This window comes from Campylobacter concisus (genome assembly GCF_015679985.1).
Lineage (GTDB): Bacteria > Campylobacterota > Campylobacteria > Campylobacterales > Campylobacteraceae > Campylobacter_A > Campylobacter_A concisus_AC.
Window position 1 is genome coordinate 1,470,230 of sequence record NZ_CP049239.1, and the last position, 14,934, is coordinate 1,485,163.

20 protein-coding genes and 1 pseudogene are annotated in these 14,934 nt (G+C 35.4%); 8 read left to right on the forward strand and 13 right to left on the reverse strand.

Translation table 11 applies throughout. The annotated features are described in order from the left end of the window. Window positions 1-36 precede the first annotated feature (36 nt). From G5B98_RS07385 to gatC, 9 genes are read right to left on the reverse strand one after another with little or no spacing between them, the layout of a single operon-like run. Window positions 37-825 (reverse strand): shikimate dehydrogenase, encoded by a 789-nt coding sequence (locus G5B98_RS07385; RefSeq protein ID WP_196086536.1) that lies wholly within the window; start codon window positions 823-825, stop codon window positions 37-39. Continuing rightward, complete coding sequence (locus G5B98_RS07390) at window positions 822-1,667, reverse strand: SPOR domain-containing protein (protein ID WP_196086537.1); 846 nt, start codon at window positions 1,665-1,667, stop codon at window positions 822-824. Before G5B98_RS07390 ends, G5B98_RS07385 begins: the two co-directional genes overlap by 4 nt. 13 nt (window positions 1,668-1,680) lie before the next feature. Then, on the reverse strand, window positions 1,681-2,223 hold the full coding sequence (locus tag G5B98_RS07395; RefSeq protein WP_087579291.1) for a DUF1882 domain-containing protein: 543 nt from the start codon (window positions 2,221-2,223) through the stop codon (window positions 1,681-1,683). After that, the gene (locus G5B98_RS07400; protein WP_084041231.1) at window positions 2,223-3,467 is read right to left on the reverse strand and encodes a serine hydroxymethyltransferase; all 1,245 of its coding nucleotides are present in this window, start codon (window positions 3,465-3,467) and stop codon (window positions 2,223-2,225) included. Before G5B98_RS07400 ends, G5B98_RS07395 begins: the two co-directional genes overlap by 1 nt. Beyond that, complete coding sequence (gene lysS, locus G5B98_RS07405) at window positions 3,464-4,972, reverse strand: lysine--tRNA ligase (protein ID WP_232524632.1); 1,509 nt, start codon at window positions 4,970-4,972, stop codon at window positions 3,464-3,466. Before lysS ends, G5B98_RS07400 begins: the two co-directional genes overlap by 4 nt. 4 nt (window positions 4,973-4,976) lie before the next feature. Next, window positions 4,977-5,444 carry a Fur family transcriptional regulator gene (locus G5B98_RS07410; protein ID WP_021091630.1) on the reverse strand — a complete coding sequence of 156 codons (468 nt, stop codon included), beginning with the start codon at window positions 5,442-5,444 and terminating at the stop codon, window positions 4,977-4,979. A gap of 1 nt (window position 5,445) precedes the next feature. Then, window positions 5,446-6,057, reverse strand: a complete 612-nt coding sequence (locus tag G5B98_RS07415; RefSeq protein WP_084041229.1) for a CvpA family protein — start codon at window positions 6,055-6,057, stop codon at window positions 5,446-5,448. After that, entirely contained in the window at window positions 6,057-7,196 is a 1,140-nt protein-coding gene (locus tag G5B98_RS07420) for a type IV pilus twitching motility protein PilT (RefSeq protein WP_196086538.1), read from the reverse strand. The genes G5B98_RS07415 and G5B98_RS07420 overlap by 1 nt, the downstream gene beginning before the upstream one ends. Before the next feature lie 10 nt (window positions 7,197-7,206). Then, entirely contained in the window at window positions 7,207-7,494 is a 288-nt protein-coding gene (gene gatC, locus G5B98_RS07425) for an Asp-tRNA(Asn)/Glu-tRNA(Gln) amidotransferase subunit GatC (RefSeq protein WP_084109555.1), read from the reverse strand. Window positions 7,495-7,621: 127 nt separating this feature from the next. Between gatC and G5B98_RS07430 the strand changes: the two genes are divergently transcribed. The 8 genes and pseudogenes from G5B98_RS07430 to G5B98_RS09470 all read left to right on the forward strand — a co-directional run bounded on the left by G5B98_RS07430 (window position 7,622) and on the right by G5B98_RS09470 (window position 11,928). Then, window positions 7,622-8,185, forward strand: a complete 564-nt coding sequence (locus G5B98_RS07430) for a hypothetical protein (protein WP_196086539.1) — start codon at window positions 7,622-7,624, stop codon at window positions 8,183-8,185. Further along, on the forward strand, window positions 8,185-9,192 hold the full coding sequence (locus G5B98_RS07435) for an L-seryl-tRNA selenium transferase (RefSeq protein WP_196086540.1): 1,008 nt from the start codon (window positions 8,185-8,187) through the stop codon (window positions 9,190-9,192). Before G5B98_RS07430 ends, G5B98_RS07435 begins: the two co-directional genes overlap by 1 nt. Then, window positions 9,189-9,521, forward strand: coding sequence for a hypothetical protein (locus tag G5B98_RS07440; protein ID WP_103577002.1), 333 nt, complete (start codon window positions 9,189-9,191; stop codon window positions 9,519-9,521). The genes G5B98_RS07435 and G5B98_RS07440 overlap by 4 nt, the downstream gene beginning before the upstream one ends. Further along, window positions 9,508-10,137 (forward strand): type III pantothenate kinase, encoded by a 630-nt coding sequence (locus G5B98_RS07445; protein ID WP_084041953.1) that lies wholly within the window; start codon window positions 9,508-9,510, stop codon window positions 10,135-10,137. The genes G5B98_RS07440 and G5B98_RS07445 overlap by 14 nt, the downstream gene beginning before the upstream one ends. Further along, window positions 10,134-10,742 carry an ATP phosphoribosyltransferase gene (hisG, locus tag G5B98_RS07450; RefSeq protein WP_084109560.1) on the forward strand — a complete coding sequence of 203 codons (609 nt, stop codon included), beginning with the start codon at window positions 10,134-10,136 and terminating at the stop codon, window positions 10,740-10,742. Before G5B98_RS07445 ends, hisG begins: the two co-directional genes overlap by 4 nt. Window positions 10,743-10,872: 130 nt before the next feature. Further along, window positions 10,873-11,194: pseudogene (locus G5B98_RS07455) on the forward strand (cytochrome c3 family protein). A 144-nt stretch (window positions 11,195-11,338) separates the two neighbouring features. After that, on the forward strand, window positions 11,339-11,437 hold the full coding sequence (locus tag G5B98_RS09465) for a hypothetical protein (RefSeq protein ID WP_232524570.1): 99 nt from the start codon (window positions 11,339-11,341) through the stop codon (window positions 11,435-11,437). 227 nt (window positions 11,438-11,664) lie between these two features. Continuing rightward, the gene (locus G5B98_RS09470; RefSeq protein ID WP_232524571.1) at window positions 11,665-11,928 is read left to right on the forward strand and encodes a hypothetical protein; all 264 of its coding nucleotides are present in this window, start codon (window positions 11,665-11,667) and stop codon (window positions 11,926-11,928) included. A 129-nt stretch (window positions 11,929-12,057) separates the two neighbouring features. On the opposite strand, the gene G5B98_RS07465 is transcribed toward G5B98_RS09470, so the two are convergent. The 4 genes from G5B98_RS07465 to G5B98_RS07480 form a co-directional block, all read right to left on the reverse strand. Further along, entirely contained in the window at window positions 12,058-12,702 is a 645-nt protein-coding gene (locus G5B98_RS07465; protein WP_084109561.1) for an ABC transporter ATP-binding protein, read from the reverse strand. Continuing rightward, window positions 12,702-13,766, reverse strand: coding sequence for a translation elongation factor Ts (gene tsf, locus G5B98_RS07470; RefSeq protein WP_084109562.1), 1,065 nt, complete (start codon window positions 13,764-13,766; stop codon window positions 12,702-12,704). Before tsf ends, G5B98_RS07465 begins: the two co-directional genes overlap by 1 nt. After that, window positions 13,766-14,554: a 30S ribosomal protein S2 gene (gene rpsB, locus G5B98_RS07475; RefSeq protein ID WP_002941277.1), complete on the reverse strand. Its 789-nt coding sequence runs from the start codon at window positions 14,552-14,554 to the stop codon at window positions 13,766-13,768. The genes tsf and rpsB overlap by 1 nt, the downstream gene beginning before the upstream one ends. A gap of 145 nt (window positions 14,555-14,699) precedes the next feature. Further along, a complete protein-coding gene (locus G5B98_RS07480; RefSeq protein WP_084041948.1) occupies window positions 14,700-14,915 on the reverse strand; it encodes an acetyltransferase in 216 nt (71 codons plus the stop codon). Between the last annotated feature and the right edge of the window lie 19 nt (window positions 14,916-14,934).

A 14,934-nucleotide genomic window follows, 5' to 3' on the forward strand; every position in this document is an offset into this window, starting at 1 on the left:
GCCATAAATTTTTACAAAAATAAATACTGGTGGCTATTATAGATAGAAAATTTCTCTCATTGAGTGCTCTATCTTTGACTCATCAAGTGTATTGTTAAAAAATAAATTTAGCGCTAGAACTGCTTGATATAAAAGCATATCGGCACCATCTTTTACACCAAGGCTGCTTTGCTTGGCCATTTCTAAAAATGGTGTTTGCTTACCATAAATCACATCAAATGCGAATTTAGCATCTTTAAAAATGCTTTTTAAAATTTCTTTAGGTGCTGGTAAAAAAACATCCTTTAAGCCAGCAGAGGTCGAGTTAATAACTAGATCAAATATTTGCTCTTCGTAGTTATCCCAACTAAAGCATTTGTATTCATTTTTAAATTTCTCAAGCCTATCTTTGCTTCTATTTAGTATGCAAACATCAACGCCTTGTTCTTTTAATGCATAAGTTATGGCATTTGCAGTACCGCCAGCTCCAAGAACAATAGCTTTTTTTACATCTTTAAAATTTTTTATTGCCTTTAAAAACCCAGGCGCATCTGTATTGTGAGCATAAATTTTGTCATTTTTAAGCACAAGAGTATTTGCAGAGCCTATTTTACGAGCTATATCTGAAGCTTCATCGGCTAAATTTAAAGCCCACTCTTTATGTGGAAGTGTTACGTTTGCACCGTTTAATTTTAAGGATTTAAATTTATTGATTAATTCGCTACCATCTTTTAGCAAGACTCTTGTATAAAGTGCTTTTAAGCCCAGGTCCGCAATGGCCTTATTGTGCAGTCTCGGAGATACCGAGTGAGCTATTGGATCTCCAAAGACTGCGAATGTTTTCATTTTGCTTTAAAGATAAAAGCGTCTTTATTGATATCTTTTCTAATATCACCTACTGCTTTTTGAAGCGTTTTTTCATCAAATGGACCAACTAAAATTTTAGTCAGTTCACCAACTTTTATAGTCTTGTAGCTATATCCCTTAGCAGCGATCTTCTTCATATATTCAGCATTTGGATTAAATTTACTAGTCACAAATACTTGAACATAAGAGCCTTTTGTAGCAGGTTCAGTTTTAGCTACTTCAGCTTTTTTATCCGTTTTTTCTATTTTGGTTTCAACCTTCTTTTCAATCTTTTTATCTACTTTATTTTCAGTCTTAGCTGATTTTGCCTCGCTCTTTTTATCAGTAGCTGCGACTTTTTCGACTTTTTTAACTGGAGTATCTACCTTTGTCTCAGCTTTTTTTGCTGGTATTTCAGCAGGCTTTTCGATAGGCTTAACTATCTCTTTTGGCTCTTCAGTTTTAGAAACAGGCTTATTGTTTTCTTTATCTTTTAGCTTTTTGATCATATCTTCAAATTCATCTTGTTGCTTATTTTCAGGCACGATCGGTACTTGCTCAAAGAGCTGTGTATCGCCTTTTTTATTGTCTGAATTTGTATCAGCTATCGGAGCTTGTCTATCTACTGGCTGCTCAGCTGGTACTGGAGGAAGCACTAGTCTTGAATCAGCTTCATTTTGAGCTTGTGAAGGATCACTTGAATTTACTAGCTTCATAGCCACTACAATGATCAAAAAAAGTATAATAAGAGCTGCTATAAATATCAGAAGTTTTTTTAGCTTCAATCCTCTTGCGTCATCATCTCTTTCTAAAAGAATATCTTTTAACTCATCGTTTTCCACTTTTTATCCTTAATTACATATATTTTGACCAACTTGCCCCGCGCTCTTTTTGATAGAGCTTATAAGGTAAAGTTAGTATGTTAAATTCTTTTGGCATATCGATATTTGGAAACATTCTCCACTCTTTAGGCAGCTTCTGTGAAAGCTTTGCGTTGAGCATATTTGCTAGCTGGCAAGCCTCATTTAGCGTAGTGTGGCCTTTATGCACATAAAGATGCAGATGTCCTGGCGTCTTACTCTCGTAGGCTGTAAAATTTATAAAGCCCTCTTCTCTTAAAAGAAGCTGTGCTTTATGCCAAAATCTATCAGGGGTTCTGCCGTTATAGTCAAAGACTATATTTTCAACTTTATCGTATGCATTTATTAAAGAGTGCGCAATAACGGACTTACCCTCTTCATGCTCTTTCATAATATTATAGGTCAGTGGCTCGTTGATCTTTTCAAATTTATCAAAGAAAATTTTGCCTCTATATTCTATTTTATTAACGATCGTATCACGCTTGATATAGTAGTGAGTTGTAATAATCTTTATAAGTGCCGTATCAATACTTTGCATCAAAATGTCGCTTTATCATAGATTATAAATTTATGAGCAAGTTCAACTAGCTCAGCTTTTGTCTTTTCTTGCAAAGATGTGTTGTTTATATCGCTTAGCACATCAGCTATTTTGTTTGCTATTAGTTCAAACTCAGCCTCTTTCATACCACGAGCTGTAAGCGCAGGACTACCAACACGTATACCACTTGTGATAAATGGGCTTCTTGTCTCGCCTGGAACCGTATTTTTATTTACTGTTATGCCTGCATTTCCAAGAGCGATATCAGCGTCCTTACCGCTAAAATCCCTATTTAAAAAGCTCATCAAAATTAGGTGGTTATCAGTGCCACCACTCACTAGGTCAAAGCCTCTTTTTATTAGCACTTCACCTAATTTTTTAGCATTTGCTTTTACTTGTTTAGCATAAATTTTCCACTCAGGGCTAAGGTTGTGCTTAAAGCCAACTGCCTTTGCTGCGATGACATGAACTAGTGGTCCGCCCTGAATGCCTGGAAAAATAGAGGCATTTATCTTCTTAGCATACTCTTCGTTGTTTGTCATAATGATACCGCCTCTTGGGCCTCTTAATGTTTTATGCGTAGTTGAGCTTACGACATCGCAGTATGGGAAAGGACTTTGATGCTCACCAGCAACAACAAGACCAGCGATGTGGGCAACGTCTGCAAAGAGTATCGCACCAACAGCGTCAGCTATCTCACGGAATTTTTTAAACTCGATCTCTCTTGTATATGCACTTGCGCCACAAACGATCATTTTTGGTTTTACTATCTTTGCGATATCCATGACTCTATCGTAGTTTATGCGGCCATCAAGCTCGACGCCATAGAAAAAGCTCTCATACATCTTGCCAGAGCTGCTTACCTTTGCGCCGTGTGTTAAGTGTCCACCATGGCTTAGATCCATGCCTAAAATTTTATCACCTGGATTAAGTAAGGCGCCGTAAACGCCTTGATTTGCCTGAGAGCCAGAGTTTGGTTGAACGTTTGCAAATTCACATCCAAAAAGCTCTTTACATCTATCGATTGCTATTTGCTCGATCTCATCGACAAATTCGCAGCCACCATAATATCTCTTGCCAGGATAGCCTTCAGCGTATTTGTTTGTTAGGATTGAGCCCATTACTTCCATAACTTCTGGATATGTAAAATTTTCACTAGCGATCATCTCAAGGTGATCACATTGGCGTTTTAACTCTAAATTTACTAGATCGTAAATGTCTTTATCATAGCTTTGCAAACTCATTTTTCATTCTCCTTTATCTCATTTTTAAGTGGTCTCATCGCTGGGAAGAGCACAACGTCACGTATTGATTTTTTATCCGTTAAAAGCATAACAAGCCTATCGATGCCTATGCCCTCACCTGCAACTGGTGGCATGCCGTATCCTAGGGCTTTTACATAGTCCTCATCCATCTCATGTGCCTCATCATCGCCTGCGTTTTTAGCATCGATTTGCGCTTTGAAGCGATTATATTGATCGATTGGATCGTTTAGCTCATTAAAGCCATTTGCTAGCTCGCGACCAGCGATAAATAACTCAAATCTCTCAGCCACATCAGGGTTTGCGTCACTTCTTCTTGAAAGTGGACTGATCGAAATCGGATAATCAATAACAAATGTTGGGTGTATAAGCTTGCTCTCTACATAGTTATCAAATAGCTCAGCCTGCAAGTGGCCAAGATCAAGCTTCTCATTTGCTTCAAGGCCATCAGCTCTTAGTTTTGCTAAAATTTTATCTTTGTCATTTATGACATTCTCATCTAGTCCACCGATCTCAACGAGAGCTTTTTTGTAGCTTATTCGCTTAAATGGCTTACTAAAATCAATTTCCATGCCATCAAAATTTACAACTTTTTCCATATCTAGCTTGTCTAAAATGACATTAAAAAGATCCTCTGTAATGCCCATTAAATCGTGATAGTTATGGTATGCCCAGTAAAACTCTATACTTGTAAACTCAGGATTATGAGTAAGATCCATTCCTTCATTTCTAAAATTTCTATTCATCTCATAAACAGCCTCAAAGCCACCTACTATAAGGCGTTTGAGGTATAATTCAGGTGCAATCCTTAGGTATCTCTCGACTCCAAGGGCATTGTGAAAAGTGATAAATGGCTTTGCGTTTGCACCACCTGCTATTGGATGTAGCATTGGTGTTTCAACTTCTAAAAAGCCTTTTTCTTCAAAAAATCTTCTAATCGTACTAATAATCACTGAGCGTCTTTTAAAATCAGCTCTAACTTCAGGGTTCATTATCATGTCAAGATATCTTTGGCGATATCTTGTCTCAACATCAACTAGACCATGATACTTCTCAGGAAGTGGGCTTATCGACTTTGAAGCAAGGCTAAGCTCGCTTACATGCATAGAAAATTCGCCAGTTCTTGTTATAAATGCATAACCTCTAACATAGACGATATCGCCTATCTCTACGTATTTTTTAACGATTTTAAACCACTCTGGATCAAGCGTTTTATTACTAAAGTAAATTTGTAAATTTCCATCTTCATCTTCGATATTTGCAAAAACCGCTTTTCCAGCATCACGAATGAGTTTTATTCTACCTGCAAGACCCACTAGCTGACCTTCGGCCTTTTTCTCTTCTGTATCATTAATGTAGTTAAATTTTAGTCTAAATTTAGAGATATTCATATCTCTTCTAAGAAAATGCGGATATGGATTAATTCCTAAATTTCTTAGCTCGTCTATGCTTTGTAGTCGTTGAATCTCATGTTGGTTGTCAAATATCACCTTACTTTCCCTTTATATTATTTTTTGAGCATTTTTCACAAATTCCATAAAGCTGCATCATATGGCCAGTTAGTTTAAAGCCATGATCTTTTGCGATACTGATTTGTCTTTTTTCTATCATTGGATCTTCAAATTCTATGATAAGGCCGCACTTTCTGCATATCATATGGTCGTGATGTGGCTTTGTGGCAAGCTCAAATTTTTTACCTTGTGAACCAAAGCTGATTGATGTCACCATCTCTGATTCTTCTAGTAAATTTAGCGTTCTATAAACAGTTGCGATACCAATATTTAGCTCAGGGTGTGTCTCTTTTATAAAAAGATAAAGTCTTTCTGGAGTAAAGTGTTCGCCATTGTTATATAGCGTTTTTAGTAAAATTTCACGCTGTTTCGTGTATTTTAAACCATTGTCGCGAAGCACTCTTTTGAATTTCTCAAGCAACGCATCATATTCTAAATTTTCTATCATCTTATTCCCCTTTTGTGATATTAGAGTCGGTATTTACACTAGCATTTGCATCCATTGAGATAAATGCGTCAGTTTTATTTGTATCCATTGGTCTTGCCACTATCTCATCTAACTCACTTTTGATATTTTTTACATCAAGATTTGTTATCCATTTGCCAGTTTCTATCAAAACCGGATAAACTTTACTGTTCGCAAAATAAGGAGCAATTATATTATTTAGCGAAGTGCCAGATATTACAGCAACTACTGCCGAAAATGTTAAGAAAATTTTTCCACTTCCCATAACAAATCCACCAAGTCTATCCAAAAAACCAAGTCCGCTTACTGAAACTATTTTTGATAAAAATTTACCAACTAGCAAGCAAACTAGCCAAAAAACTAGCCAAAGAGAGATAAATGCGACAAACTGTAAAAATGAAGGATTTTCAAATTTATATATATTTTTAGTTATAAACTCACCAGATAGATCTGAAAATCTACTAGCTATAATTAAGCCGCCGATAAGTCCGATAAGTCCGAATGCTTCTTTTATAAGTCCATTTAATATGCCTTTTATGCCAAGCATCAAGACAAGAGCAATAATAATGATATCAAACCACGTTACTAAATCCATTATATAGTTCCTATTAAATTTTGAAGTTCTTGCTGGCTAGTTGAATAAGCTAGCGCATTTTCTTTTGTAACCTTACCCTCTTTTAGTACTTTCATCAAAGCCTGAGTTTGCGTACTCATACCAGTTTGTTGCTGGTTTAGCTGCATCTGAGAGTAAATTTGATGTATTTTGTTTTCACGTATCAAGTTTGAGATAGCCATATTGTTTATTAAAATTTCATGCACCGCACACCTTCCACCGCCTATCTTTGGGATCAGGCTTTGTGAAACGACAGCAGTTAGCGAAACACTAAGCATATTTCTTACTTGTAATTGCTCACTTCCATCGAAACTATCAACGATCCTATTTATAGTTTGAATGGCTGAATTTGTGTGAAGCGTACCAAAGACTAAGTGTCCGGTCTCAGCCGCCGTAATAGCCGTTGAAATCGTTTCTCTATCTCTCATCTCGCCCACAAGTATGATATCTGGATCTTCACGAACCGCAGATTTTAGAGCCCTTGAATAAGAAGTTGCGTCAGTGCCGATATTTCTATGAGAAAATAGAGCTTTTTTATTGTTATGCACAAACTCGACTGGATCCTCAATTGTAATAATATGCTTTCTATAATTTAAATTTATCTCATTAAGCATAGCTGCGAGAGTTGTTGATTTACCACTTCCTGTCGGTCCAGTAACCAAAATAAGACCTTTTTCACGCTTAATAATATGCTTAAAAATTTGTGGGGCATTTAACTCATCAAGAGATGGGATATTGATTGGGATTATACGAAAAGCGGCAGCTAAATCGCCATTCATGGTATAGTAATAGTTGCCACGAAAGCGGCCAATATCTGGAAGCTCAATCGCAAAGTCAAGCTCTTTATTATTCTCAAGTTCACTTTTTTGTTCATCAGTAATCAAAGCAAAACATAAATTCTCTATATCCTTGCCACTTAATACGCCAAAATCAATAGGTTTTAAAGCACCATCTACTCTTATTTGTGGCTCGGATCTTGAAACAAGATGAAGATCGCTTGCCTTATCACTCACAACAGTTTTTAAAAGTGTTTTTATATCGCCAGCAAGATTATTAAGGCTATTATCTTCTGGTATTTTTACACTTAAATTCTTTGCCTGAAGCTGTTCGATTAGATCCATATTTTTACCATTATTCTATTATTTTTGGTACAGCAAAAAAATGCCCTTCACGTGAAGGAGCGTACTTTAAGATCGTATCAATCACATCATTCGGCCTTGGCTCATCTTCTCTTAAAGGTGTGCCACCTTTTATAGAGCTAACTACAGCTTCATCGCTGCTTAGATCAAGTTCATTTAAAATATCAACAAAAGATACAATCTCGCTTAGTTGTTTTTTTACTTCTTCTCTTTTTTCATCACTGATTTGTAAGGCAGAGAGTTTTTCTAATTTATTCAAAAGAGTATCATCTATTTGCATTATATAAGTAACCTTATTAATTAATTTTGAGCCATTATATCACATTCAAGCTTTAATTTTGGGATAGTTTTAATTTAATTATGTTAAAATCTGCGAATTAAAATTTTTTAAAAATAAAGGAAAAGCGTTGGCTATAAAAGAAGATCTAACACAGATAAAACAAGAGATTGGTGCTCAAGAACAGTTTTTAGAAAGCATGATCAAAGGTGAGCGTTTCTTTAGAAAGTATAAAAAATTTATGATAATTGCCATTATTGTTGCTGTAATTGCAATTATTGGATTTTATTCGAACAAAACAATAAATGATAATAGAATTGAAGATGCAAATTTGGCTTATTCAAAGCTCATTTTAAATCCAAACGATGCAAATGCCTTAAGCATTTTAAAAGAAAAAGAGCCAAATTTATATGCACTTTTTTCACTTCAGCAAAAGCTTGATAAAAATGAGACAAATGGTATTAGCGAGCTTGTAAATTTAAAAGTAAATCCTATAGTAAAAGATATCATTCTTTCACAAAATGGTAATGTAAACAATCAAATTTTAAGCGAATATAGCACACTTTTAAAAGGTTTTGAGCTTTTAAAGCAAAACAAAATCAAAGAAGCAAATGATGAGTTTAATAAAATTTCACTCGACTCTCAACTTCAAACTTTAGTTAAAAATTTAAAACACTATCAGGGAATAAAATAATGAAAAAAATTACTCTTTTCTTGGCTTTTGCCTTGGCTTTAGTTTTAAGCGGATGTGGCACAAAAAGACAATATTTCGAGCCAGCTCAAACCTCTGGCAAAATTTCTTTGTCAAAAGATATGCCATCTTATATCAAATCAGCAAATGCAAATGGCGCCACTCTTGATAACGGCAATATTATCACCAAAAATGGCCTAAATACAAACATTAAGTTGCCTGAAAATTTTAATTTCTTAAATGAAAACAACGGCTTTATCATCTCAGCTAGTATAAATGGCGATCTAAATGTGACAGATCCTAATGGACGCAGCATTTATAGCAATAAATTTCCAACAGCAATTGTTGCTGCTTCTCTTGATAAAAACCTATTAGCAGCTATTAGCGCGACAAACCACATCTATCTAATAGACATAAATACCGCAACAACAATAATGGAATATAGCTCGTCTAATATAGCAGCAGTTGATTCAAGGGTCGTAGCACCATTTTTTATGAGCTCGCTTATCGTTTATCCGGCATTAGATGGCAAAATTTATATAGTACAAAAAGAGACTGGTAGAATTTTACGTGACGTGGTCGTAAGTTCTGAAAATTTCTTTAATAACATCATATTCTTAGGCGTTGAGGGTGATAACTTAATAGCAGCAACAGCAAAAAAACTAATCGTCATTAACCCAAGTCAAACGGTTTATTATGACGGTGAGATCAAAGATGTACTAGTTAATAACGATGAAATTTATATCTTTAAAAAAGATGGTACGATCGTAAGAACAAATCTTATGCTAAAAGAGCAAAATAAAGTAAATTTCAAATTTGCCATCTTCTCAGCAGCCACTATTATCAATAATAAGCTCTACGTAATCGAAAAAACAGGCTACGTTATAAAAACAAATTTAGACCTCAGTGGAACTGAAATTTATGAATTTAGCGATGAGATAAAAGATAAAAGCTTTATGGGCAATGGTGCCTTTTACTATGATAATGAACTTGTTAATTTAGGGCAATGAACCAAAAAATTTGGGAGCTTTTTGAAGCCAAAAAAATCCTTTTAAAAGATATCAAAGCACTTAATACAAGTGAATTTAGCACAAAAAAGACGCTTGATATCTTTTGGGGAGTGGACAATAAGAGCTTTTACAATCTTGTCTTTTTAAGAACAGCAAAAAGTAGATTACTACGCAAAGAGGCTTTGGAGCTTGAAGAAATTTCTAAAAAAATAGAGATGAAATTCCAAACAAGCCTAAGAAAAAAAACTATATTTTATAGCTCAGAAATTTGTTCTAAAGCCTTAAAAGAACTACAAGATAATAATTGGCGATGTTATGATTTTGTGTAATATAGGCAATACTAACGCTACATTTTTAGAAGATGGCAAAATCTCACGTATGAAAATTTCTGAGTTTAAAAGCTATAAGCCAGAAAAAAAAGTATATTTTATATCCGTAAATGATGAAATTTTAAATATTTTAAAAGATAATAAGATGTTTGTGGATCTAGAACCATTTTTTACTATTGATACGATATATCAGGGTCTAGGAGTAGATAGAATCGCAGCATGTTACTCTATAAATAATGGCGTAATCGTTGATGCTGGAAGCGCCATAACAGTTGACATTATGGCAAATTCTATCCATCTTGGAGGATATATCTTGCCAGGCATTTCAAGTATGCTAAACGCCTACAAAAGTATCTCGCCACGACTTGATATTACTATAAATTCACAAATTGACATAGATGCACTACCACAAAAAACAGCTGATGCCGTGAGTTATGGCATTATTAAACCGATAATAACTCTACTAGATAAGCTAGCCGGTGATAAAAAAGTCTATTTTACTGGTGGAGATGGCGATTTTTTGTCAAAATTTTTTAAAAATGCTATTTGCGACAAGATGCTAGTTTTTCGTGCCATGCAAAAGCTAATAACTGAAAAGAAAGATATGATAATATGATAACAGTAGCACTACCAAAGGGAAGAATAGCCGAGGCAACACTAGAAATTTTTAGAAAAATTTTTGGTTCAAGTTTTTTATTTGAAGATAGAAAATTAATCCTTGAAGAAGGAAATTTTAGATTTTTAATGGTTCGCAACCAAGATATCCCAACTTATGTCACTGAAGGTGCAGCTGATATTGGTGTAGTGGGGCTTGACGTACTTGAAGAGCACAAGCCAAACGTTGTAAGACTACTGGATTTAAAAATCGGACAGTGTAAAGTTTGCATTGGTATAAAAAACGACTCTGAACTAGATCTAAACCAGCCAGAGCTAAAAATAGCCACAAAAATGCCAAATATAACAAGAAATTATTTTACAAAACAAGCCGTAGCTGTAAAGATCATCAAGCTTTATGGCTCGATCGAACTTGCACCATTAGTTGGCTTAAGCGACGCGATAGTTGATGTAGTCGAGACTGGCTCAACCATGAAACAAAATGGGCTAAAGATCGCTGGTGATATCATGCAAAGCTCAGCTTATCTAATAGCAAATAAAAATAGCTTTATTATTAAAAAAGATGAGATTTTAGAGCTTTATAAAAAAATCAAAGAGGAAATTTAAAGTCCTTCTCTATTATCATAAAGTATAAAATTTCTCTAACGATATAAAGTCCGATTATTTACTTATAAATTATTTTAGAATAATGCATTGGTAGTCACTGACACACTTTTATATTAATTTATCTTAATAGATTGGTACTGACATACCAAAGAGCGATCTAAATATTACAAAGATAGTAGTTTCTGACGAGCTAAGAGCTAAGCATAAGCTAAAGCCTCATCACGAACATTTAAGCTTTGATTGTATTGATTGCCATCAAAAACCAAGGCGATGATCCTAGCAAATTTAAAGCGACCAGTGATAATGGCTTCTTATCCTATCATAAGAGTAAAAAGCTCTTAGCTGATGGACTAAAATTTATGGATACTCTAAAAGCAAATCCTCACAACTCAGCTTATGATGGTCCGACTTTATACTGCGATGAGTGCCACGAGCATGAAATTCCACAATGAATGTGGAGGGTAACACCTTGAAAATTTCAAAAAACTATTAGTGCTTATATTCTTTATAAGTAAAATTTTGGATTTTAGTTATTTTGCAGTTCATTATACACTTGATGATACAAGTGGGATGAATTCTGTATAGTTTGTCATGAGATGGATTCTGTGGTCATTGTATATAACGATGACGTCCACAGTGATAATGGCAAAATAGGTTATCAAAGCAAGATGTGTAGACTACCACATACCACATAACAATACCTCAAAATACGCTCTAACAGAGGCAAAGATGATATTTTAGAGGGCTGAGTATATTTCTTGATGCGATTGATTGGCATAAGAATATAAAAAATCGCGAGTATTTCGTATTTGATAATAGTGGCACTAGCTCCACACAAATGTAATAGATTAACAACACTTCAGCACAAATTCAAAAGATACATACTCACCACAAACAACTACTTGATAGTAATAAAGAACTAATGTGTGTAAGCTGCCACTATGATGCAGGATATAAGGCTAGCTTTAGAAATTACCTTGAATACCGAAAGCTAACATATAAAATTTATGAGAAGAATATGCTAGAGAAAAAGATTGATGCTAAGAAAAAATCTTCAAAGATGAATATAAACCTACAAAAGAAAAAAAGGAATTTTTTAAGACAAAAAGTCATAAAGACGCTCAAAACCAGCTGGTGGTATGGCTGGATAAGTCTAAATTTTCTATTCATCAAGCAAGCGATTTAAGTTTGCCTGTTTCTACTTCTTACATAAAGCTTTTAATACAAATTTATATTATAAAGATAGAGATAAATCTAAATTGGAAAAATTTATAAAAATATTAAAGATAAAATAATAAATTTTAGTTTTTAAAATTTAAGAAATTTGCACAAGCTCTTTGTTATCAAGCTTGTATGAATTGTCGCATTTAGCGGCTAGATCGTTGTCGTGAGTAACTAGAACAAGGGCAGCGTTATTTTCATTTATATAGTCAAATAAAACTTGCATCACTTCATTTGCCGTCTGCTTATCAAGGTTGCCCGTTGGCTCGTCTGCAAAGATGATCTTTGGCTTTTTAGTAAGCACTCTAGCGATACTCACACGCTGCTGCTGGCCGCCGCTTAGCTCGCCAACTTTTTGATTTATCACACTTGAAATTTTAAGCGCTTTAAGATCATTTTTTTCTATATTTTCGCCAGATAAGATGCTTGCAAGCTCGATATTTTCATAAGCACTAAATCCTTTAAAAAGATAGTGTGACTGGAAAATAATGCCAAAATGAAGCCTTCTAATGGCCAAAAGCTCGTTTTGAGAAAGCTCATAGATCGATCTATCTTGATAGACAACCTTACCAAAATTTGGCTTTAAAAGTGTCGAAAGTATGTGTAAAAGTGTTGATTTGCCACAACCACTAACGCCGGTTATCGCGATGCTTTGTTTTTGATTGAGAGTTAAATTTATATTATTAAAGAGCGTATAATCATACGCAAAGCCTAGATTAGACGCTCTTAAAATTTCCATTAGCCTATTTGAGCAGCAACTTCTGCAGCAAAGTCATCTACTTTTTTCTCTAAGCCTTCGCCAAGTTCAAAACGAACGTATTTTACGATCTCGATCTTGCCACCAAGCTCTTTGCTTTTTTCTTCAATAACTTGTTCAATAGTCTTTTTATCGTCCATTACATAAAACTGGCCTAAAAGTGTGAGGCGTTGGTCAAGCACTGTGTTATCAGCATAAAATCTCTCGATCTTACCAGGGATGATCTTGTCCCAAATTTTCTCAGGTTTGCCCTCAGCTTTTAGCTCTTCTTCGATCGCTTTTGTAGCTTTTGCAAGCTCTGCCTCGCCTATCTGGCAGCGGCTAGCATACTCAGGGATGTGATGAAGTGGCTTGCCTAAGCGTTTTAGCTCTTCATTTTCTTTTTCAAGCTCAGCACGAAGTGCGATAAATTCTTTCTCAACAAAATCTTTATCAAGGTCTTTATAGCTTATAACGCTTGGCTTCATAGCAGCTGCATGCATACATAAATTTCTTATAAAATCAGCTGCTTTATTTGCAACTTCTGCGCTTTCGCAAGCTGCACCGATAAGTACACCAACACGACCATTTGAGTGAACATAGCCATTTACCACGCCTTTATCATCAGCAATAATAGTCTCAAAGCGGCGCACTACAAGATTTTCACCGATAGTTGCGATCTGAGTTTTGAAATAATCTTCAAATTTAACACCATTTAAAGTGCTCGCATTTAGCTCTTCAACTGTTTTTATGCCGCTTGATTGGATGTGAGCTGTTGCGTCTTTTGCAAGTGCTTGAAACTGTGGGTTTCTAGCAACGAAGTCAGTTTCAGAGTTGATCTCACTGATAGTTGCTTTTTTGCATTTTGAGCAAACTTCAACACTTACCAAGCCTTCGCTTGCAAGGCGGTCAGCCTTTTTAGCAGCTTGGCCTAGGCCTTTTTCGCGAAGGATGTCAACAGCTTTTTCCATGTCACCATTTGCTTCGCCAAGTGCCTTTTTGCAGTCCATCATGCCAGCTCCGGTTGATTCGCGGAGCTCTTTTACCATTTGTGCAGTTATTTCCATTACTCTTCGTCCTCGCCAAAGTCTTCTTCACTCATAGCCTCAGCTACAACTGCATCTTTCTCATCTTGGCTTACTTCTTCGCCAGCAGCTTGCTCGCCACCATCTTGCTCAAGAAGTGATTTGCCTTCGTTGATCGCTTCAGCCATCTCTTGGCAGAAAAGCTGAACAGAGCGGATAGCATCGTCATTTCCTGGGATCGGATAGTCGACAACATCAGGATCGCAGTTTGTATCAATAGGTGCTACAACTGGAATTTTTAGGCGGTTTGCCTCTTGAACAGCGATTTTTTCTTTAACTGTATCAACAACAAATATCATATCAGGTAGGCTTTTCATATTGCGGATACCACCAAGAGTTGCGATAAGCTTCTCTTTTTTGCGGCGAAGCATTAAAGCCTCTTTTTTAGTTAACAAATTTATCGAACCATCTTCTTCCATAGTTTCGATAACTTCTAGTTTGCGGATAGACTGGCGGATAGTACCAAAGTTTGTCATCATACCACCTAACCAGCGGTGATTCACATAAGGCATTCCACATTTTTCAGCGTACTCTTTGATAGCATCGATAGCTTGTTTTTTAGTACCAACAAATAGCACTGACTTACCTTCAGCAGCTGCGTCACGAACAATGTTGTAAGTGTAGCGGAAATAGCGGATAGTCTTTTGTAGATCTATAATATAGATACCTTTTCTCTCGCCAAAGATAAATTTTTTCATCTTTGGATTCCAGCGGCGTGTTTGGTGACCAAAATGTACGCCACACTCTAATAAATCTCTCATAGTTACCATGAGTTTCTCCTTGTTTTAGGCATTTTGCCTTGAATTTAGTTTTATCCTCCACGACCATTAATGCTTTCGCACAACCAAATTTAGGATTGTCGTGTGTGAAATAAAGGGGGATTATACTTAAACTAATATGAATTTAAACTAAAGTTTATTTACTTAATTGCGAGTCTTCTTCGATTTTTATTAACTTAGCAAAAATTTCTGCCATTGTTTGTCTTTGTTCGGATGAAATTTTAAGCTTCTTAACATTTAAAAGAATGCTTACAAACTCCTCATTTTGTAGCGTTTCTACGCCAAATTTTCTTGCGTTTGTAGTGATTTTTAGCACAAGAGGATTTTTTGATTTAAAGTTTTCGTAAGGCATTCTTTCTCTACTTTCAAAA